Raw genomic sequence first — 16,287 nt, 5'->3', positions numbered from 1 at the left:
GTCTCCTCCTGCTCAGTGAAGCCTCTTATTTCGCAGGAGGAGACCTTCACCTCCACGGCGGCGCCGGTGCATTACATCCGGTTTCGTGACGAAGGGCAGATAGCGCGCGCTGCGATGCTTGCGCGTCCCGACCCGGGCCGCAGGGAACGATTTCTCTTGCCGATCAGGTGGGTTGAACTGGTCCGCGTACTTGCCGCCAGCACGTGCACGCCTGCGTGTCCCTTCGGACACTTGATGCGGCGGCAGGGCCAGCGTGGAAGGTGGCCAGCGTGAGAGTCCTCGCCGCCCGGCGGCGGGTGCGGGGCTGAGGCGAAGGGCTCGTCGCCAACCCGGATAGTCTGCTCAGATGCCGGAGGCTTCGGTGTGCCCGCCGCGAACCCACACCCGCCGCCGGGCGGCGAGCCGGTTCGCACTGGCCGTCTTCCGCGCTGGCGAAGCAGCCACACCCCGCGTCCGGAGGGACGCGAACGACGAGGCGCGCTGTGGTTCGCGCCTGAACCGAGTTAGCCCAACCTGATCAGCAAGAAAAATGTGCCGTCTTGGCCCCCGAGCGTGATGCGCAAGCATCGGAGCGGGCAGACACGGGCCTTTCGTCCAGCCAACCGGGCGCCCCGTACCGGACGCGCCGTGAAGGCGAGGGTCGCTTCCTGCGAGATAAAGGCTTCACCGAGCAGGAAGCGACCCTCGCCTTCGCGGTGGGGCCGGCGCCGGACGAATGCCGACGCCTTCCTTGCCGCGCGCCGGGCGCGGCTTGCCCTCAGCGGCTGCGCTGGCTGATGGCCACGCTGCCCAGGATCAGGCCGCAGGCGATGCCCATGGGCCAGGTGAGCGCTTCGCCCAGCAGGCCCCAGGCCCAGGCCACGGCGGCCAGCGGCACCAGGTAGGTCACCGTCACCGCGCGCGCCGCGCCCACGCGCGAAATCAGCCTGTAGTACATGGCGTACGCCCAGCCGGTGCTGAGCACGCCCACCGCCACCGCCGAACCCCAGGCCGGCGCCGAAATGGGCTGCGCCGGCCACTGGGCCAGCGCGAACGGCAGCGTCAGCAGCGAGGCGCAAACCAGCGTGGCCGCGGCCACCGCCACCGGCGGCAGGCCGGCGAACCAGCGCGGCACCAGGTTGGCGCCGATGCCATACAGGAAGGCCGCGAAGGTGCCGGCGGCTGCCGCGGGGCCGATGTCGCCGCCGCCGGTCTTGTCGCTGGCCAGCACCACCACGCCCAGGAAACCCACCGCCAGCGCGATCCACTTGCGCAGCGCGATGCGCTCGCGGAAGAACAGGAAGGCCACCAGCGCCGTGAACAGCACCGCCATGGCGTTGGTGATGGCGCCCACGCCCGCCGGCGCGCGCTGGGCGCCCCAGGCGAACAGGGTGAAGGGCACCGCGGTGTTGATGGCCGACACCAGCGCCAGCCGCGGCCACAGCCGCCACGGCAGCTTCGCCCGCGCCAGCCAGAGGAAGGGCAGCAGCACCAGCGCGCCGAAGGCCAGCCGCAACTCCACCAGCGGCGCGGCGCCGAACTCGGGCGCGGCCACGCGCTGGAACAGGAAGGAGGCGCCCCAGACGCCGGCCAGCAGGCCCAGTTCAAGCGGCGTCAGCCAGGCCGGCACGCCGGCGGGCAGGACGGAGGCGGGGGTCGGGGCGGGATTCTTCATGGCAAACCTGGCGCGTGGCTGGACGTGATTATGGGCCGCGACAAGAGCCACACAAGCGAGTACTTTCCTCGCAAGCCACAAATCCTGCTCATGCATATGGCAACCCTGCGTTCGGACTGGCTGCCGGCCCTGGCGGCCTTCGAATCGGCGGCCCGGCACCAGAATTTCGCCCACGCCGCCGAAGAGCTGCACCTGACCGCGAGCGCGGTGAGCCACCACGTGCGCAAGCTCGAGGCCCGGCTGGGCGTGGCGCTGTTCCAGCGCCATGCGCGCGGCGTCAGCCTCACCGCCGAAGGCCGCCAGCTCGCCGACGCGGCCGGCAATTCGCTGGCCGAACTCGACGGCACCCTGCGCGCGCTGCGCGCCAGCCGCGACCAGGCGCCGCGCGTGCGCATCACCACCCTGCATTCGCTGGCGCACACCTGGCTGCTGCCGCGGCTGCCGCGTTTCCTGGAGGCCAACCCCGGCATCGGCCTGGCCTTCGACACCGAACTGGCGCTGGCGCGCTTCGACGAGGGCGGGCCGGACCTGGGCATCCGCCACGGCCCCGGCGACTGGCCCGGCCTGGCGGCGATCCCGCTGATGGACGACACCCTGGTGCCGGTCGCCTCGCCCGCCCTGCCCGGGATCGACGCCGTGCGCGAACCGGCCGACCTGCTGAGGCTGCCGCTGATCGCCGACAAGGCCCGCCATGGCTGGCCCGACTGGTTCCGCGCCGCTGGCGTCACCGCCGCGCTGCCGCCGGAGCGCCTGCAGTTCGCCGACAGCACCGACGCGCACCTGGCGGCGGCCCTGGGCCTGGGCGTGGCGCTGGCGCGCGAGCGCATCCTGGCCCCGTTCCTGGTCGACGGCCGCCTGCGCCGGCTGCCGCTGCCGCCGATGCCGGCACGCTGGCAATACTGGGTCATCTACCCGGCGCATCGCCGGCTGGCGCCACCCGCGCGCGCCTTCGTCGACTGGCTGCTGGCCGACGTGGCGCGCTTCGGACCCTGAGCCCGGCGCGTTATCCTGCCCGCCCTTCCTCCGAAGCCCGCCGATGCACATCTGGGTCGACGCCGACGCCTGCCCCAACGTGGTCAAGGACATCCTGTTCCGCGCCGCGGAGCGCACGCGCGTGCCGGTGACCCTGGTGGCCAACAGCTGGGTGCGCACGCCGTTCTCGCGCTACATCCGCTCGGTGCAGGTGCCCGCCGGGCTGGACGTGGCCGACAGCGAAATCGTGCGCCGCTGCGGCCCGGGCGACCTGGTGGTCACCGCCGACATCCCGCTGGCCGCGCTGGTGCTGGAAAAAGGTGCGCTGGCGCTGAACCCGCGCGGCGAGCTCTACACCCCCGACTCCATCGCCCAGCGCCTGTCCATGCGCAATTTCATGGACGAACTGCGCGGCGCCGGCGTGGACACCGGCGGCCCCGGCGGCTTCCACGCGCGCGACCGCCAGGCCTTCGGCAACGCCCTCGACCGCTGGCTGGCGAAGCAGCCGCGCCCGCCCGAACCTTCCCAGGAAACGCCATGAACCGCATTGAATTCGAACTCGACCGCGAGTTCGTCGCGCTCAACGACCTGCTCAAGCTGGCCGGCGTCTGCGACAGCGGCGGCATGGGCAAGGCCCTGGTGGCCGCGGGCGAAGTGAGCGTGGACGGCGAACTGGAGCTGCGCAAGACGGCGAAGATCCGCGCCGGCCAGGTGGTGCGGCTGGGCGATGTCGAAATCCGCGTGGTCGCCGCAGGCTGAACCCTAGCGGCCGCCGCCGCTGCGCCAGATGGTCCACAGCAGCCATAGGCTGCCGGCCACCGCGCCCAGGAAACCCAGCAGGCCGAACAGCGGCAGGCCCAGCAGCGTGGGCCCGCCTTCCACCGTCATCACGATCGAGGAGCCGACGATCAGCGCGGCGACGACGATGCCCACGGTGAGCCGGTTGGCGGAATGGTCCACCTGCTCGCCGAAACGCTGCAGGCGCTCGACGTCGAGGTTGATGTTGACGCGGCCACGGCGCAGCGCGCGCAGGCCCTGGCGCAGCTGGGCCGGCAGCGACGCCAGCAGGCCCACGGTGTCGCCCACGGCGCGCCGGCCGCGGTGGGCCAGCGCGCGTGGCGCGTAACGCGCCAGCATCACCCGGCGCAGGAAGGGCGCGGCTTCGCCGGCCATGTCGAAATCGGGGTCGAGCCGGCGGCCCACGCCTTCCAGCGTCACCAGCACCTTCACCATCATGGCCAGGTCGGGCGGCAGCATGACGCGGTGCTCGCGCAGCAGCGCGGTGATCTCGGCGAGCATGGCGCCCAGGTGCAGCTCCTTCAGCGGCACGCCGTGGTAGTGGTCGATGAACTGCTCCACTTCCTCGAACAGCGCGCTTTCGTCCACGCGTTCGTCGGCCGACCACTCCAGCAGCACCTCGCCCACCTGGGCGGCGTCGCGGCGCACCAGGCCGTCGAACAGGTCCACCACCTGGCCGCGGCGCGCCGGGGACAGGCGGCCGACCATGCCGTAGTCGAGCAGCGCCAGGCGGTTGCCGGGCAGCCAGAACACGTTGCCCGGGTGCGGGTCGGCGTGGAAGAAACCGTCCTCGAACAGCATTTTCATCTCGATGCGCGCGCCCAACCGCGCCACCCGCACCAGGTCGGCGCCGGCGCCCAGCAGCGCGCCGGTGTCGCCCAGCGGCACGCCGGAAATGAACTCCTGCACGTTCATGCGCTCGCTGGTGGCGGGCCAGTGCACGCGCGGCACCACCAGCGCCGGCTCACCGGCGAAGTTGGCGGCGATGCGCTCGGCGTGCCGGCACTCCGCGGCCAGGTCGAGCTCGCGCGAGAGCGAGGCCTGCAACTGCCGCACCAGCGCGCGCGGCTGGTAACGCGCCAGGTCGGGCGATTCGCTTTCGACGATGCGCGCCAGCCGCTGCAGCAGGCGCATGTCGGCCTCCACCAGCGGGCGGATGCCGGGGCGGCGCACCTTCACCGCCACCTCGCTGCCGTCGAGCAGCACGGCGCGGTGCACCTGGGCGATGGACGCGGCGGCGATGGGCTCCGGGTCGAAACCCGCGAACACGGTGCCGATGGCGCCGCCGAGGTCTTCCTCGACCTGGGCGCGGATGGCCTCGAAGGCCACCGGCGGCACCTGGTTCTGCAGCTTCTCGAATTCGGCGATCCACTCGGGCGCGAACAGGTCGACGCGGGTGGCCAGCAGCTGGCCCAGCTTCACGAAGCTCGGGCCCATTTCCTCCAGCGCGCGGCGCACGCGCTCGGGCGGCGGCAGCGTGGCCAGCTCGGCCACGTGGTCCTTGTGCAGCAGCCGGCCGGCGCGTTCGAGCGCGCCGGCCAGGCCCACGCGCCGCACCACGTCGCCGAACCCGTAGCGCACCAGCACCGAGGCCACCTCGTGCAGGCGGCCCAGGTCACGCGCGGCGCTGAGGGTTTCCCAGAGCATGTCCCGGGGCTCAGTGGCCCATGCAGAAGAAGTTGAGCTTGTTGCCGTCGATGTCGCGGAAGTAGCCGGCGTAGAAGCCCTTGAAGCGTTCGCCCGGCGCGCCCTCGTCGGTGCCGCCCAGGGCCAGCGCCTTCGCGTGCATGGCGTCCACCTGGGCCGGGCTCTTCACCACCAGCGACACCATGGTGCCATTGCCGCGGCAGGCTTCCTTGCCGTCGAAGGGCTTGATCACGCCCAGGCTGGGCGACTGCGGGCCGGTGCCCCAGGCGACGAAGCGCTCGCCCTCCATGATGCGCTTCGCGCCAAGTTCGCCCAGCAGGGCGTCGTAGAAGGCGCAGGCGCGCGCCATGTCGTTGGTGCCGAGGGTGACGTAACCGATCATGGGGTGGGCTCCGGTGAAGTGGACTCCATCATCGTGGCTTGCCGGAAGCTTCGCCAGTGGGGCCTCCGCCGCGCCTGTCGGATTCGGCCCGGCTCAGCGGCGGCGCGGCTTGGCGAACGGCAGGCCCTGGAAAAGGAAGTCGCGCAGCTTCTGGCATTCGTCGGCCGGCCGCTCGCACAGGATGCCGAGACGGACGACGGGCTCGCCGCCCTCTTCGACCAGGCGGTAGCGGGCGATGGCGGCCGTGATGGTGCGTGCGGCAGGCTCGACCGGCGACGCCGGCGGCGCGGGCTGGATGAGGTATTCGAGCCAGAACACCGAGGGGTCTGCCTTGTCGGGCGCCATCACGGTGCGGAACACTTCGCCCGTGTTGGCTTGCACCATCCCGTAAGGCTCGCGATAGAAATGACTGGTGTCGCCCCGGGGTGCCGCCTTGAACGCGGCGATGTCGTCGAAGCCGACCGCCTGGTCGTCAGGCAGGTAGCGCGGCTTGCGGTGCGAACGCGGCCAGGGAACGTCGCGCGGCACCACGTCGCGGAAGCCGCCGAACTTCACCGGCGCCTGCACCCAGCCGTCGAGGGCCTTCGCACGCTGCGCTTCGGACAGGACGTAGCGGGCCACGGATTCGCGCGCGGCGGCGTCGAAGAGCGGCTCGCCGGAGCTTTCGTCCACGCGGGTCTCGATGACCCGCCCGCAGTCGTCGAAGCGCGCGCCGACCAGCACGGTTCCGGTCTTGTTCGCGCGCGCCAGCTTCACGGGATAACGCGGCTGGATCCTGACCGGCGCCGGGCACGCCCCGGCTTCCGGGCCGGCACTGGCCTTTTCCGCCGACGCGCCGGACACCGCCAGCGCCGCCGCCAGCAGCGCGGCGATCACCGGCCGCTGTCCAGCATGGGCAGCTGCAGGCCCTTCTCGCGGGCGCAGGCCTGGGCGATGTCGTAGCCGGCGTCGGCGTGGCGCATGACGCCGGTGCCGGGGTCGTTCCAGAGCACGCGGCCCAGGCGGGCGGCGGCGGCGTCGGTGCCGTCGGCCACGATCACCACGCCGCTGTGCTGGCTGTAGCCCATGCCCACGCCGCCGCCGTGGTGCAGCGACACCCAGGTGGCGCCGCCGGCGACGTTGAGCATGGCGTTGAGCAGCGGCCAGTCGGACACGGCGTCGGACCCGTCGAGCATGGCCTCGGTTTCGCGGTTCGGGCTGGCGACGGAGCCGGAATCGAGGTGGTCGCGGCCGATCACGATGGGCGCGCTCACTTCGCCGTTGCGCACCATTTCATTGAAGGCCAGCGCCAGCCGGTGGCGGTCGCCCAGGCCCACCCAGCAGATGCGCGCCGGCAGTCCCTGGAAGGAAATGCGCTCGCGCGCCATGTCCAGCCAGCGGTGCAGGTGCGGGTTGTCGGGGATGAGTTCCTTCACCTTGGCGTCGGTCTTGTAGATGTCCTCCGGGTCGCCGCTGAGCGCGACCCAGCGGAAGGGACCGATGCCGCGGCAGAACAGCGGCCGCACGTAGGCCGGTACGAAGCCCGGGAAGTCGAAGGCATCCTCGCAGCCGACGTCGAAGGCCATCTGCCTGATGTTGTTGCCGTAGTCGAAGGTGGGCACGCCCATGTCCTCGAAGTTCAGCATGGCCTCGACGTGGATGCGCATCGAGTGCTTGGCCGCGTTGATGACCTTCTCGGGGTTGTTCTTCTGCTCGCTGAACCACTCCTCCAGCGTCCAGCCGGCCGGCAGGTAGCCGTGCAGCGGGTCGTGGGCGCTGGTCTGGTCGGTGACGGCGTCGGGGCGCACGCCGCGGCGCACGAGCTCGGGCAGGATCTCGGCGGCGTTGCCCAGCAGCGCGATCGAGACGGCCTTGCCTTCCGAGGTGTACTTCTCGATGCGCGCCAGGGCGTCGTCGAGGTCCTTCGCCTGCTCGTCCACGTAGCGCGTGCGCAGGCGCATGTCGATGCGCGACTGCTGGCATTCGATGGTGAGCGAGCAGGCGCCGGCCAGCGAGGCCGCCAGCGGCTGCGCGCCGCCCATGCCGCCCAGGCCGGCGGTGAGGATCCAGCGGCCGGCCCATCCCTCACCATTCGCGCCGCCGTAGTGCTGGCGCCCGGCTTCGGCGAAGGTCTCGTAGGTGCCCTGCACGATGCCCTGGGTGCCGATGTAGATCCAGCTGCCGGCCGTCATCTGGCCGTACATCATCAGGCCCTTGGCATCGAGCTCGTGGAAGTGCTCCCAGGTGGCCCAGTGCGGCACCAGGTTCGAGTTGGCGATCAGCACGCGCGGCGCGTCGGGATGCGTGGGGAACACGCCCACCGGCTTGCCGGACTGCACCAGCAGGGTCTGGTCGTCGCGCAGGGTGCGCAGGGTTTCCAGGATCCTGTCGTAGCACTCCCAGTCGCGCGCGGCGCGGCCGATGCCGCCGTACACCACCAGTTCGGCCGGGTTCTCGGCCACGCCGGGGTCCAGGTTGTTCTGGATCATCCGGTAGGCGGCTTCGGTGAGCCAGGACTGGCAGCTGAGCTGGCTGCCGCGCGGGGCGGCGATGCGGCGGGACGGGTCTTTGCGGCTGGCGGGCATAACGGGCTCCCAAAGGCAGGCGCCCAGTATAAGCCGACCCCCTGTCGGGGCGGCTCAGTCGGCGCGCATCCGGTAGGCTTCGTTGAGGGGGATCAGGCCCTGCCTGGCGAGCTCGACGGCATGCCGCGGCAGCGGCACCATGCCGTCGGCCTCGGCCTGGGCGTTGATGGCGTCGGAGTCGGCCTCGTCCACGATCAGCTGGCGCATCGCCGGCGTCACGAACAGCAGTTCGTAGGTCATGCGCCGGCCGCGGGTGCCGGTGCCGTTGCAGGCCGGGCAGCCCTGGCCGGCGAAGAACACCTCGTGCCCGCCCAGGCCCATGGCCTCGCGCAGGCTCGGGTCCACCGGCTCGGGCGCCTTGCAGTCGGGGCAGATCATCCGCACCAGCCGCTGCGACAGGATGCACAGCAGGGTGGCGCGGATCAGGTAGGCCTCCACGTCCATCTCCAGCAGGCGCGCGATGGTGGCGGCGGCGGAGTTGGTGTGCAGCGTGCTCAGCATCAGGTGGCCGGTGAGCGCGCTTTCCACCGCGATCTTCGCGGTTTCGTGGTCGCGGATCTCGCCCACCATGATCACGTCCGGGTCGTGGCGCAGGATGTTGCGCAGCACGCGCGAGAAGGTGAGCCCCACCTCGGCGTTGATCGGCACCTGCTCGACGCCGGGGATGTGGTACTCCACCGGGTTCTCGACCGTGATGATGTTGACGTTGCGCTGCAGGATCGTGTTCAGCGCCGCATACAGCGTGGTGGACTTGCCCGAGCCGGTGGGGCCGGTCACCAGCACCATGCCCTGGTTGCGTTCGCAAGCGTCGGCCAGGCGCGCGGCGTCCTGCGGCGACAGGCCCAGGTCGGCGATGGACTTCATGGCGATCGAGGTGTTGAGCAGGCGGATCACCACGCTTTCGCCGTGGATGGTCGGGATGGTGGAGATGCGCAGGTCCACCATGCGGCCGTTCACGCCGATGCGCGCCTGGCCGTCCTGCGGCAGCCGGCGCTCGGTGATGTCCATGCCGCCCAGGATCTTGATGCGCCCCACCACCATCGGCAGCAGCGACTGCGAAAAGGTGCGGATGGGCACCAGCACGCCGTCGATGCGGAACACCAGGTCCACGTCGGCTTCGCCGGGGCGGATGTGCACGTCGGAAGCGCCGCGGCGCACCGCCATCGTGAGGATGTGCGCCACCAGGCGCACGATCGGCCGCAGCATGTAGCGCTGCTCGTCCGGCACCGAGGGCCGCGCCGTGGCCTGCGGCGTCTCGATGATCTCGTCGTCCTTGCTCACCTCGAACAGGTCGGCGCCGTGGCTGTCGCCGTAGTGGCTGGCGATGGCGCGGTCGAGGTCGGCGCGCGCGGCCACGAACAGCTGCAGGCGCTTGCCGGCCAGGAACTGCAGCAGGTGGATGGTGTCGGCGTCGGCGGGGTCGGCCAGGGCCACGCGCAGCACGTCGCCGTGCACGTCCAGCGGCAGGATCGAGCGCGCGTAGGCCAGTTCGGCCGGCACCATGGCCAGCGCCTGCGAGGAAGGCTGCTTGCCGGCCAGCGTGATGAAAGGCAGGCCCAGTCGCTGGGCCAGCACCTGCTCCACCGTGGCCGCACCGGGCGCCGGCGCGGCGCCCTGCGGCGAGGCCTCAGCCATGGGCGTCCCCCGCGAGCAGCGAGGCCAGGGCGCGGCGGTAGCGCGCGGCGATGGCCTCGGCGTCGCGGTGGCGGCCACCGGCCACCACGCGCTGCCCGGCCACCCAGGTTTCGCGCACCAGCGGGCGGTTGCCGGCGAACAGGAAGCGGTCCATCAGGTCGGCCTCGCGCGCGCCGGCCAGCGCGGCGGCGTCGCCGTCGAGCTGCAGCCAGTCAGCTTCGGCCGCCTCGCCCTGGAAGCAGGCGCGCAGGCCGCCGTCGAGCGCTTGCGAATAAAGCAGCTCGCCGGTGCTGGGCACCCCGGCGCTGACGGCGATGTTGCGGTGGCGCGTGGCCAGGCGCTGGCCGTACTCCAGCCAGCGCAGCTCTTCCACCGGCGACACCGACACGTGCGAGTCCGAACCCACGCCCCAGCGGCCGCCGGCGGCGAGGTAGTCGCGCAGCGGGAACAGGCCGTCGCCGAGGTTGGCTTCGGTGGTGGGGCAGATGGCCACGGTGGCGCCACTGGCGGCGATGCCCTGCACTTCCGCCGGCACCAGGTGGGTGGCGTGCACCAGGGTCCAGCGCGCGTCCACGTTGGCGTTGGCCAGCAACCATTCCACCGGGCGGGCGCCACGCAGGGCTTCGCAGTCATGCACCTCGCCCACCTGCTCGGCGATGTGGATGTGGATGGGCAGCGGCGCGTCGCCCACGGCCGCCAGCAGTTCGCCCATGGCGTCGGCGGGCACGGCGCGCAGGCTGTGCAGGGCGATGCCCACGCGCAGGTTTTCACCTTCGAGCGCGCGCAGCGACTGCAGCAGCGCCAGGTAGGCGTCGAGCGAATGGCCGAAGCGGCGCTGCCGCTCCGACAGCGGCCGGCCGTCGAAGCCGCCGGTCATGTACAGCACCGGCAGCAGCGTGAGCCGGATGCCGGTGTCGCGCGCCGCGGCGATCAGCGCCTGCGACATCGCCGACGGATCGTCGTAGGGCCGGCCGTCCGGCTGGTGGTGCAGGTAGTGGAATTCGCAGACGGTGGTGAAGCCGGCTTCCAGCATCTCGGCGTAGAGCTGGGCCGCCACCGCGTACTGTGTGTCCGGGTCGAGCCGGCCGGCGAAGCGGTACATCAGCTCGCGCCAGGTCCAGAAGCTGTCCTCGGGGTGGCTCTGGCGCTCCGCCAGCCCGGCCATGGCGCGCTGGAAGGCGTGCGAATGCAGGTTGGGCAGGCCCGGCACGCGCCAGTGCCCGTCGGTGTCGGCGCGGGGCCGGCGGCTGGCCGGGAAGGCGGAAAGCGGGGTGGGCGGCATGCGGGCGAGTTTCGCATGGCGCCGGGCGGGCCGCATACAATCCCCGGCCATGAGCGCGCTCTCCGGCATCACCGTGCTTGAACTGTCCCGGGTCCTGGCCGGGCCCTGGTGCGGCATGACCCTGGCCGACCTGGGCGCCGACGTGATCAAGCTTGAATCCTTCGACGGCGACGATACCCGCGGCCTGGGCCCGCCCTTCCTGGACGGCATGTCGGCCTACTTCGCCTGCTGCAACCGCAACAAGCGCTCGCTGGCCGTGGACCTGCGCGCGCCGGCGGCGCGGCCGCTGCTCGAAGCCCTGGTGCGCAAGGCCGACGTGCTGGTGGAAAACTTCCGCACCGGCGGCGCCGAAGCCCTGGGCATGGGCCATGACGCGCTGTCGGCGATCAACCCGCGGCTGGTGTACTGCTCGATCTCGGGCTACGGCCGCGACGGCCCCGGCGCGAACCGCCCGGGCTACGACTACGTGGTGCAGGCCGAGGCCGGCCTGATGGCCATCACCGGCCCCGCCGACGGCGAGCCGCACAAGGTGGGCGTGGCCGTGGCCGACCTGGCCACGGGCCAGAACGCCGCCACCGCCATCCTGGCCGCACTGGTGCAGCGCGGGCGCACCGGCCTGGGCCAGCGCATCGACGTGTCGCTGTTCGACACCCAGCTGGCGCTGCTGGCGAACGTGGCCTCGAGCACGCTCTTCACCGGCCACGACGCGCCGCGGCAGGGCAACGCCCACGCCAGCATCGTGCCCTACCAGGCCTTCCACGCCCGCGACCAGGCCTTCGTGCTGGCGGTGGCGAGCGAAAAACTCTGGGCGCAGCTGTGCGACCTGCTGGGCCGCGACGACTGGCGCCAGGACCCGCGTTTCCACAACAACGCCGCCCGCGTGGAAAACCGCGACGCGCTGTGCGGCGAACTGGCCGCGCTGTTCGCCACCCGCGACGCCGCGCACTGGCTGGCCCTGTTCGACCGCGCCGGCGTGCCCGCGGCGCCCATCAACACCGTGCGCCAGGCGCTCGACCACCCCATCGCCGCCGCCCGCGGCATGCGCATCGAAATGGACGGCATTCCCATGGTCGGCAGCCCGCTCAAGCTTTCCGCCTCCCCCGCCCGCCTCGACCGGCCGCCGCCGCGCCTGGGCCAGCATTCCGACGAAATCGCCCGCGCCTGCGGCTTCGACCCCGAAGCGCTGCGCGCGGCCGGGGCCCTGCGATGATCGGCCGACTCGCCCCACCCTGGGACCGCCTGCTGCTCGACGCGCGGCTGGCCACGCTGCGCAACGACCTCGGCGCCTACGGCGTCATCGAGGACGCCGCCCTGGCCTGGAAGGACGGGCTGATCGCCTTCGCCGGCCCGCGCGGCGAACTGCCGGGCGAACCGGCGGCGCTGGCGGCCCGGGTGGAATCGGCCGAGGGGCGCTGGATCACGCCGGGCCTGGTCGACTGCCACACCCACCTGGTGTTCGCCGGCGACCGCGCCCAGGAGTTCGAGCGCCGGCTGCAGGGCGCCAGCTACGAGCAGATCGCCCGCGAGGGCGGCGGCATCCTCTCGTCGGTGCGCGCCACCCGCGCGGCCAGCGAGGACGAACTGCTGGCGGCCTCGCTGCCGCGCGCCCGCGCCCTGCGCGCCGACGGCGTGACCACGCTGGAAATCAAGTCCGGCTACGGGCTCGACTTCGATTCAGAACGCAAGATGCTGCGCGTGGCGCGCCGCATCGGCGAGGAACTCGGCCTCACCGTGCGCACTACGTTCCTGGCCGCGCACGCGCTGCCGCCGGAATTCGCCGGCCGGCCCGACGACTACATCGCCGCCGCCTGCGAATGGCTGCCGCGCCTGCACGCCGAAGGCCTGGTGGACGCGGTGGACGCCTTCTGCGAAGGCATCGGCTTCACGCCGGCGCAGACCCGCCGCATGTTCGAGGCCGCGCGCGCGCTCGACCTGCCCGTGAAGCTGCACGCCGACCAGCTCAGCAACCTCGGCGGCGCCGCGCTGGCGGCGGAGTTTGGCGGCCTCTCGGCCGACCACATCGAATGGACCGACGAAGCCGCGGTGCGCGCCATGGCCGCCGCCGGCACCGTGGCGGTGCTGCTGCCCGGCGCCTTCCACGTGCTGCGCGAAACCAAGCTGCCGCCGCTGGCGGAACTGCGCGCGCACGCGGTGCCGATGGCCGTGGCCACCGACCTCAACCCCGGCACCTCGCCGCTGCAGTCGCTGCGGCTGGCGATGAGCCTGGCCTGCACGCACTTCCGGCTCACGCCCGAAGAAGCCCTGCGCGGCGCCACCGTGCACGCCGCGCATGCGCTCGGCCTGCACGACCGCGGCCGCCTGCTGCCGGGCCAGCGCGCCGACGTGGTGCAGTGGGAAGTGGCGCACCCGGCCGAACTGGCCTATTGGCTCGGCGGCGACCTGGTGCATTCAGTGCACGTGGCCGGCCGCCGCGTGGACTGAAACCGGGCGCCGGAAACGACGAAGCCCCGCCGGGGCGGGGCTTCGTGCAAGCAACGCGCCGGGCGCGATTACTTGGCGGCGGCGGCCTTCTTGGCCGGGGCCTTCTTGGCCGGCGCCTTCGCGACCGGGGCCTTCACCGTGGCCGCCTTGCCGGCCGTCGCCTTCTTGACGGTCTGCGAACGGGCATTGCCGTGGCTGCTGGCGAAACGCTTGCCCTTGGCGGTTTTCTTGTCGCCCCTACCCATGGTGATTCCTTGAATTTGTGATTGCGTTGGGCGCGTAGCCTACCACCGCCGGCCGCGCCGACCAAGATGGCCGGGCCGGCGCCTAGTGGCTGTGGCCGTAGGAGAGGCGCAGGTTGACCAGGTGCGCCACGCCGATCAGCACGCCGCCCACCGCCATGGCCACGGCATGCGGCACCGCCGAGTGGTGCAGCGGCGGATACAGCAGCGCGAACCAGATGATGGCCAGGCCCGGGCTCACCCACAGCCAGGCGTGGTAGGCGCGGTGGCCCCGGTAGCCGAGGTAAAGGCTGATCACCGCCAGCACCGTGGCGAAACCGGTGAAGGCCCACTCGACGCCGTGCCAGGCCACCAGGCCCAGGCCGACGGCCGGCAGCAGCCCCAGCGCGACGGGGATAAGCGCGCAGTGCAGCGCGCATACGAAGGCGCCGAACGCACCGAGCCGATCCGCCCAGGAAGGCAGGTGGACGCGGTGCGGCTTCATGAGGCTGGCCATGGCTTCGGGGGACTTGCCAACAAGGTGAAACAATATAACATTCCGTTATTCGCCACCGCAACCGAACGACCATCATGCCCCGGAAGCCGCGCCCCGCCCGCCTCGCCCTTGCCGTCCTGCTGGCCCTGCCGGCGCTCGCCCTCGCCCAGGCCGAGCCCGCGGACCAGGACGAGCACGACCACGAGACCCCGCGCACGCTGGACACCCTGGAAGTCACTGCCTCGCCCCTGCGCGGCTCCATCGACGACCTCGTCCGCCCGGTGGACGTGCTGGGCGGCGAGGCGCTGGACGCCCGCAAGGCCGGCACGCTGGGCGAGACGCTGGAGCGCCAGGCCGGCGTGCAGTCCTCGTATTTCGGCGCCGGCGTCGGCCGCCCCATCCTGCGCGGCCAGGACGGCGCGCGCGTGCAGGTGCTGAGCAGCGGCACCAGCGCCATGGATGTTTCCACCGTCAGCGCCGACCACGCCGTCGGCATCGAACCCTTCCTGGCCGACCAGATCGAAGTGCTCAAGGGCCCGGCCACCCTGCTCTACGGCAGCGGCGCCATCGGCGGCGCGGTGAACGTGGTGGACGGCCGCGTGCCGACCCTGCAGGTTGGCCGCACGGTGTCCGGCCGCGCCGAGATCCGCCATGGCAGCGTCGACGACCAGAACACCGGCATGGCCCGCGTGGACGCCGACGCCGGCGCGCTCACCCTGCACGCCGACCTGTTCCGCCGCGACGCCGGCGACTACCGCATCCCCGGCTACGCCTTCTCGCCCGAACTCGTGGCGGAAGGCCTGGCCGAAGGCGAAGACCCGGAGCACTTCGCCCGCGGCCGCCTGCCCAACAGCCACCTCAGCACCGAAGGCGGCGCGCTCGGCGGCAGCTGGTTCGGCGAACGCAGCTGGTTCGGCATGGCCGCCAGTACCTACCGCAGCAACTACGGCATCCCTCCCGGCGCGCATGCGCACGAGGGCGAGGAAGACGGCCACGAGGGCGAGGACCACGAGGGCGAGGAAGCCGAAGTGGTGCGCATCGACCTGCGCCAGGACCGCTTCGAAACCCGCGGCGGCGTGCGCGATTTGGGCCTGTTCGAGGAAGTGAACTGGCGCCTCACCCGCAGCCTGTACGAGCACACCGAGCTCGAGGGCGACGCCGTGGGCACCCGCTTCGACAACGACGGCCTCGAAGCCCGCATCGAAGCCGTGCAGCGCGAGCGCAACGGCTGGCGCGGCGCCTTCGGCCTGCAGTTCGGCCACCGCGACTTCTCGGCGGCGGGCGACGAGGCCTTCGTGCCGCCCTCGGTCACCCGCGACCTGGGCGTGTTCGCGCTGCAGGAAAAGGACTTCGGCGACTTCAAGCTCGAGCTCGGCGCCCGCCACGACCGCGTGCGCACCGACCCCGACGGCGACGCGCCCACCGCCAGCATCGGCGCCACCAGCCTGGCGGCCGGCGGCCTGTGGCGCTTCAGCGAATCCCTGCACCTGGGCGTGAACCTCAACCGCGCCGAGCGCGCGCCCACCGCCGAGGAGCTGTTCTCCGACGGCCCGCACGTGGCCACCCAGAGCTACGAGCTCGGCGACGCCGCGCTCGACAAGGAAGTGGCGCTGAGCGGCGAACTGGGCCTGCACCTGCACCACGGCCGCTTCGACGGCTCGGTGTCCGTGTTCCGCACGCAGTTCACCGACTACATCTACCTGGCCGACACCGGCAGCGAAATCGACGGCCTGCCCGCCCGCGCCTGGGTCCAGGGCGACGCCGTCTTCTCGGGCTGGGAAGCCGAGCTCGGCGTGGAACTGGCCGACAACGCCAGCGGCCTGTGGCAGCTGCGCCTGTTCGCCGACCACGTGGACGCCAGCCTCGACGACGGCGGCCGCCTGCCCCGCATCGCCCCGGGCCGCGTGGGCGCCGACCTCGACTGGAACCGCGGCGCCTGGCGCGCCCGCGTGGGCGTGGTGCGGGTGTCGAAGCAGGACGAAGTGGCGCTGATGGAAACCCCCACCGACGGCTACACCCTGGTGGACGCCGGCCTCACCTACCACTGGGACGTGGGCAGCGCGGGCTGGGAAGCCTTCCTCGAGGGCCGCAACCTGGGCGACCAGGAAGCACGCGTGCACACGTCCTACCTGAAGGATTTCGCGCCGCTGCCCGGGCGCAACGTGATGGCCGGCCTGCGCGTCGCGTTCTGAGC

Annotated in this window: 15 protein-coding genes; 6 read left to right on the top strand and 9 right to left on the bottom strand. The window is 72.1% G+C overall.

What is annotated here, in order from left to right; translation table 11 throughout:
- Positions 1-757 precede the first annotated feature (757 nt).
- Entirely contained in the window at positions 758-1,654 is an 897-nt protein-coding gene (locus ACE3Q2_RS03695; protein ID WP_374472880.1) for a DMT family transporter, read from the bottom strand.
- A 96-nt stretch (positions 1,655-1,750) separates the two neighbouring features.
- Between ACE3Q2_RS03695 and ACE3Q2_RS03690 the strand changes: the two genes are divergently transcribed.
- From ACE3Q2_RS03690 to ACE3Q2_RS03680, 3 genes are read left to right on the top strand one after another with little or no spacing between them, the layout of a single operon-like run.
- Positions 1,751-2,647: a LysR substrate-binding domain-containing protein gene (locus ACE3Q2_RS03690; protein ID WP_374472875.1), complete on the top strand. Its 897-nt coding sequence runs from the start codon at positions 1,751-1,753 to the stop codon at positions 2,645-2,647.
- Positions 2,648-2,690: 43 nt separating this feature from the next.
- Positions 2,691-3,167: a YaiI/YqxD family protein gene (locus ACE3Q2_RS03685; RefSeq protein ID WP_374472873.1), complete on the top strand. Its 477-nt coding sequence runs from the start codon at positions 2,691-2,693 to the stop codon at positions 3,165-3,167.
- On the top strand, positions 3,164-3,385 hold the full coding sequence (locus ACE3Q2_RS03680) for an RNA-binding S4 domain-containing protein (protein ID WP_043802608.1): 222 nt from the start codon (positions 3,164-3,166) through the stop codon (positions 3,383-3,385). Before ACE3Q2_RS03685 ends, ACE3Q2_RS03680 begins: the two co-directional genes overlap by 4 nt.
- Positions 3,386-3,388: 3 nt before the next feature.
- Here the strand turns inward: ACE3Q2_RS03680 and ACE3Q2_RS03675 are convergent, their stop codons facing one another.
- From ACE3Q2_RS03675 to ACE3Q2_RS03650, 6 genes are all read right to left on the bottom strand, one after another.
- Positions 3,389-5,071 carry an ABC1 kinase family protein gene (locus ACE3Q2_RS03675; protein ID WP_374472871.1) on the bottom strand — a complete coding sequence of 561 codons (1,683 nt, stop codon included), beginning with the start codon at positions 5,069-5,071 and terminating at the stop codon, positions 3,389-3,391.
- 10 nt (positions 5,072-5,081) lie between these two features.
- Positions 5,082-5,453, bottom strand: coding sequence for a VOC family protein (locus ACE3Q2_RS03670; RefSeq protein WP_374472869.1), 372 nt, complete (start codon positions 5,451-5,453; stop codon positions 5,082-5,084).
- Between the two features lie 93 nt (positions 5,454-5,546).
- Complete coding sequence (locus ACE3Q2_RS03665; protein WP_374472867.1) at positions 5,547-6,329, bottom strand: TonB family protein; 783 nt, start codon at positions 6,327-6,329, stop codon at positions 5,547-5,549.
- Positions 6,326-8,017 carry a urocanate hydratase gene (gene hutU, locus ACE3Q2_RS03660; protein WP_374472865.1) on the bottom strand — a complete coding sequence of 564 codons (1,692 nt, stop codon included), beginning with the start codon at positions 8,015-8,017 and terminating at the stop codon, positions 6,326-6,328. The genes ACE3Q2_RS03665 and hutU overlap by 4 nt, the downstream gene beginning before the upstream one ends.
- A gap of 54 nt (positions 8,018-8,071) precedes the next feature.
- The gene (locus ACE3Q2_RS03655) at positions 8,072-9,652 is read right to left on the bottom strand and encodes a GspE/PulE family protein (RefSeq protein WP_374472863.1); all 1,581 of its coding nucleotides are present in this window, start codon (positions 9,650-9,652) and stop codon (positions 8,072-8,074) included.
- Positions 9,645-10,934: a formimidoylglutamate deiminase gene (locus ACE3Q2_RS03650; RefSeq protein ID WP_374472861.1), complete on the bottom strand. Its 1,290-nt coding sequence runs from the start codon at positions 10,932-10,934 to the stop codon at positions 9,645-9,647. The genes ACE3Q2_RS03655 and ACE3Q2_RS03650 overlap by 8 nt, the downstream gene beginning before the upstream one ends.
- 49 nt (positions 10,935-10,983) lie before the next feature.
- Here ACE3Q2_RS03650 and ACE3Q2_RS03645 point away from each other — a divergent pair, with 49 nt between their 5' ends.
- Entirely contained in the window at positions 10,984-12,144 is a 1,161-nt protein-coding gene (locus ACE3Q2_RS03645; protein WP_374472858.1) for a CaiB/BaiF CoA transferase family protein, read from the top strand.
- Positions 12,141-13,376, top strand: a complete 1,236-nt coding sequence (hutI, locus tag ACE3Q2_RS03640; RefSeq protein WP_374472857.1) for an imidazolonepropionase — start codon at positions 12,141-12,143, stop codon at positions 13,374-13,376. Before ACE3Q2_RS03645 ends, hutI begins: the two co-directional genes overlap by 4 nt.
- Before the next feature lie 68 nt (positions 13,377-13,444).
- Here the strand turns inward: hutI and ACE3Q2_RS03635 are convergent, their stop codons facing one another.
- A complete protein-coding gene (locus tag ACE3Q2_RS03635; RefSeq protein WP_374472964.1) occupies positions 13,445-13,636 on the bottom strand; it encodes a 30S ribosomal protein THX in 192 nt (63 codons plus the stop codon).
- A 67-nt stretch (positions 13,637-13,703) separates the two neighbouring features.
- Complete coding sequence (locus tag ACE3Q2_RS03630; RefSeq protein WP_374472855.1) at positions 13,704-14,114, bottom strand: MerC domain-containing protein; 411 nt, start codon at positions 14,112-14,114, stop codon at positions 13,704-13,706.
- 74 nt (positions 14,115-14,188) lie between these two features.
- On the opposite strand from ACE3Q2_RS03630, the gene ACE3Q2_RS03625 reads away from it, so the two are divergent.
- A complete protein-coding gene (locus tag ACE3Q2_RS03625; RefSeq protein ID WP_374472853.1) occupies positions 14,189-16,285 on the top strand; it encodes a TonB-dependent receptor in 2,097 nt (698 codons plus the stop codon).
- Positions 16,286-16,287 lie beyond the last annotated feature (2 nt).

This window comes from Arenimonas sp., assembly GCF_041913985.1.
In the GTDB taxonomy this organism is placed as follows: domain Bacteria; phylum Pseudomonadota; class Gammaproteobacteria; order Xanthomonadales; family Xanthomonadaceae; genus Arenimonas.
Note: the sequence above shows the minus strand (reverse complement) of the source record. Positions and strands in the feature narration are given on the sequence as shown.

Bases quoted from the DNA above. Each gene is read 5' to 3' on its own strand.
- ACE3Q2_RS03695 (WP_374472880.1), bottom strand. From the start codon at position 1,654: ATGAAGAATCCCGCCCCGACCCCCGCCTCCGTCCTGCCCGCCGGCGTG.
- ACE3Q2_RS03690 (WP_374472875.1), top strand. From the start codon at position 1,751: ATGGCAACCCTGCGTTCGGACTGGCTGCCGGCCCTGGCGGCCTTCGAA.
- ACE3Q2_RS03685 (WP_374472873.1), top strand. From the start codon at position 2,691: ATGCACATCTGGGTCGACGCCGACGCCTGCCCCAACGTGGTCAAGGAC.
- ACE3Q2_RS03680 (WP_043802608.1), top strand. From the start codon at position 3,164: ATGAACCGCATTGAATTCGAACTCGACCGCGAGTTCGTCGCGCTCAAC.
- ACE3Q2_RS03675 (WP_374472871.1), bottom strand. From the start codon at position 5,071: ATGCTCTGGGAAACCCTCAGCGCCGCGCGTGACCTGGGCCGCCTGCAC.
- ACE3Q2_RS03670 (WP_374472869.1), bottom strand. From the start codon at position 5,453: ATGATCGGTTACGTCACCCTCGGCACCAACGACATGGCGCGCGCCTGC.
- hutU (WP_374472865.1), bottom strand. From the start codon at position 8,017: ATGCCCGCCAGCCGCAAAGACCCGTCCCGCCGCATCGCCGCCCCGCGC.
- ACE3Q2_RS03655 (WP_374472863.1), bottom strand. From the start codon at position 9,652: ATGGCTGAGGCCTCGCCGCAGGGCGCCGCGCCGGCGCCCGGTGCGGCC.
- ACE3Q2_RS03650 (WP_374472861.1), bottom strand. From the start codon at position 10,934: ATGCCGCCCACCCCGCTTTCCGCCTTCCCGGCCAGCCGCCGGCCCCGC.
- ACE3Q2_RS03645 (WP_374472858.1), top strand. From the start codon at position 10,984: ATGAGCGCGCTCTCCGGCATCACCGTGCTTGAACTGTCCCGGGTCCTG.
- hutI (WP_374472857.1), top strand. From the start codon at position 12,141: ATGATCGGCCGACTCGCCCCACCCTGGGACCGCCTGCTGCTCGACGCG.
- ACE3Q2_RS03630 (WP_374472855.1), bottom strand. From the start codon at position 14,114: ATGGCCAGCCTCATGAAGCCGCACCGCGTCCACCTGCCTTCCTGGGCG.
- ACE3Q2_RS03625 (WP_374472853.1), top strand. From the start codon at position 14,189: ATGCCCCGGAAGCCGCGCCCCGCCCGCCTCGCCCTTGCCGTCCTGCTG.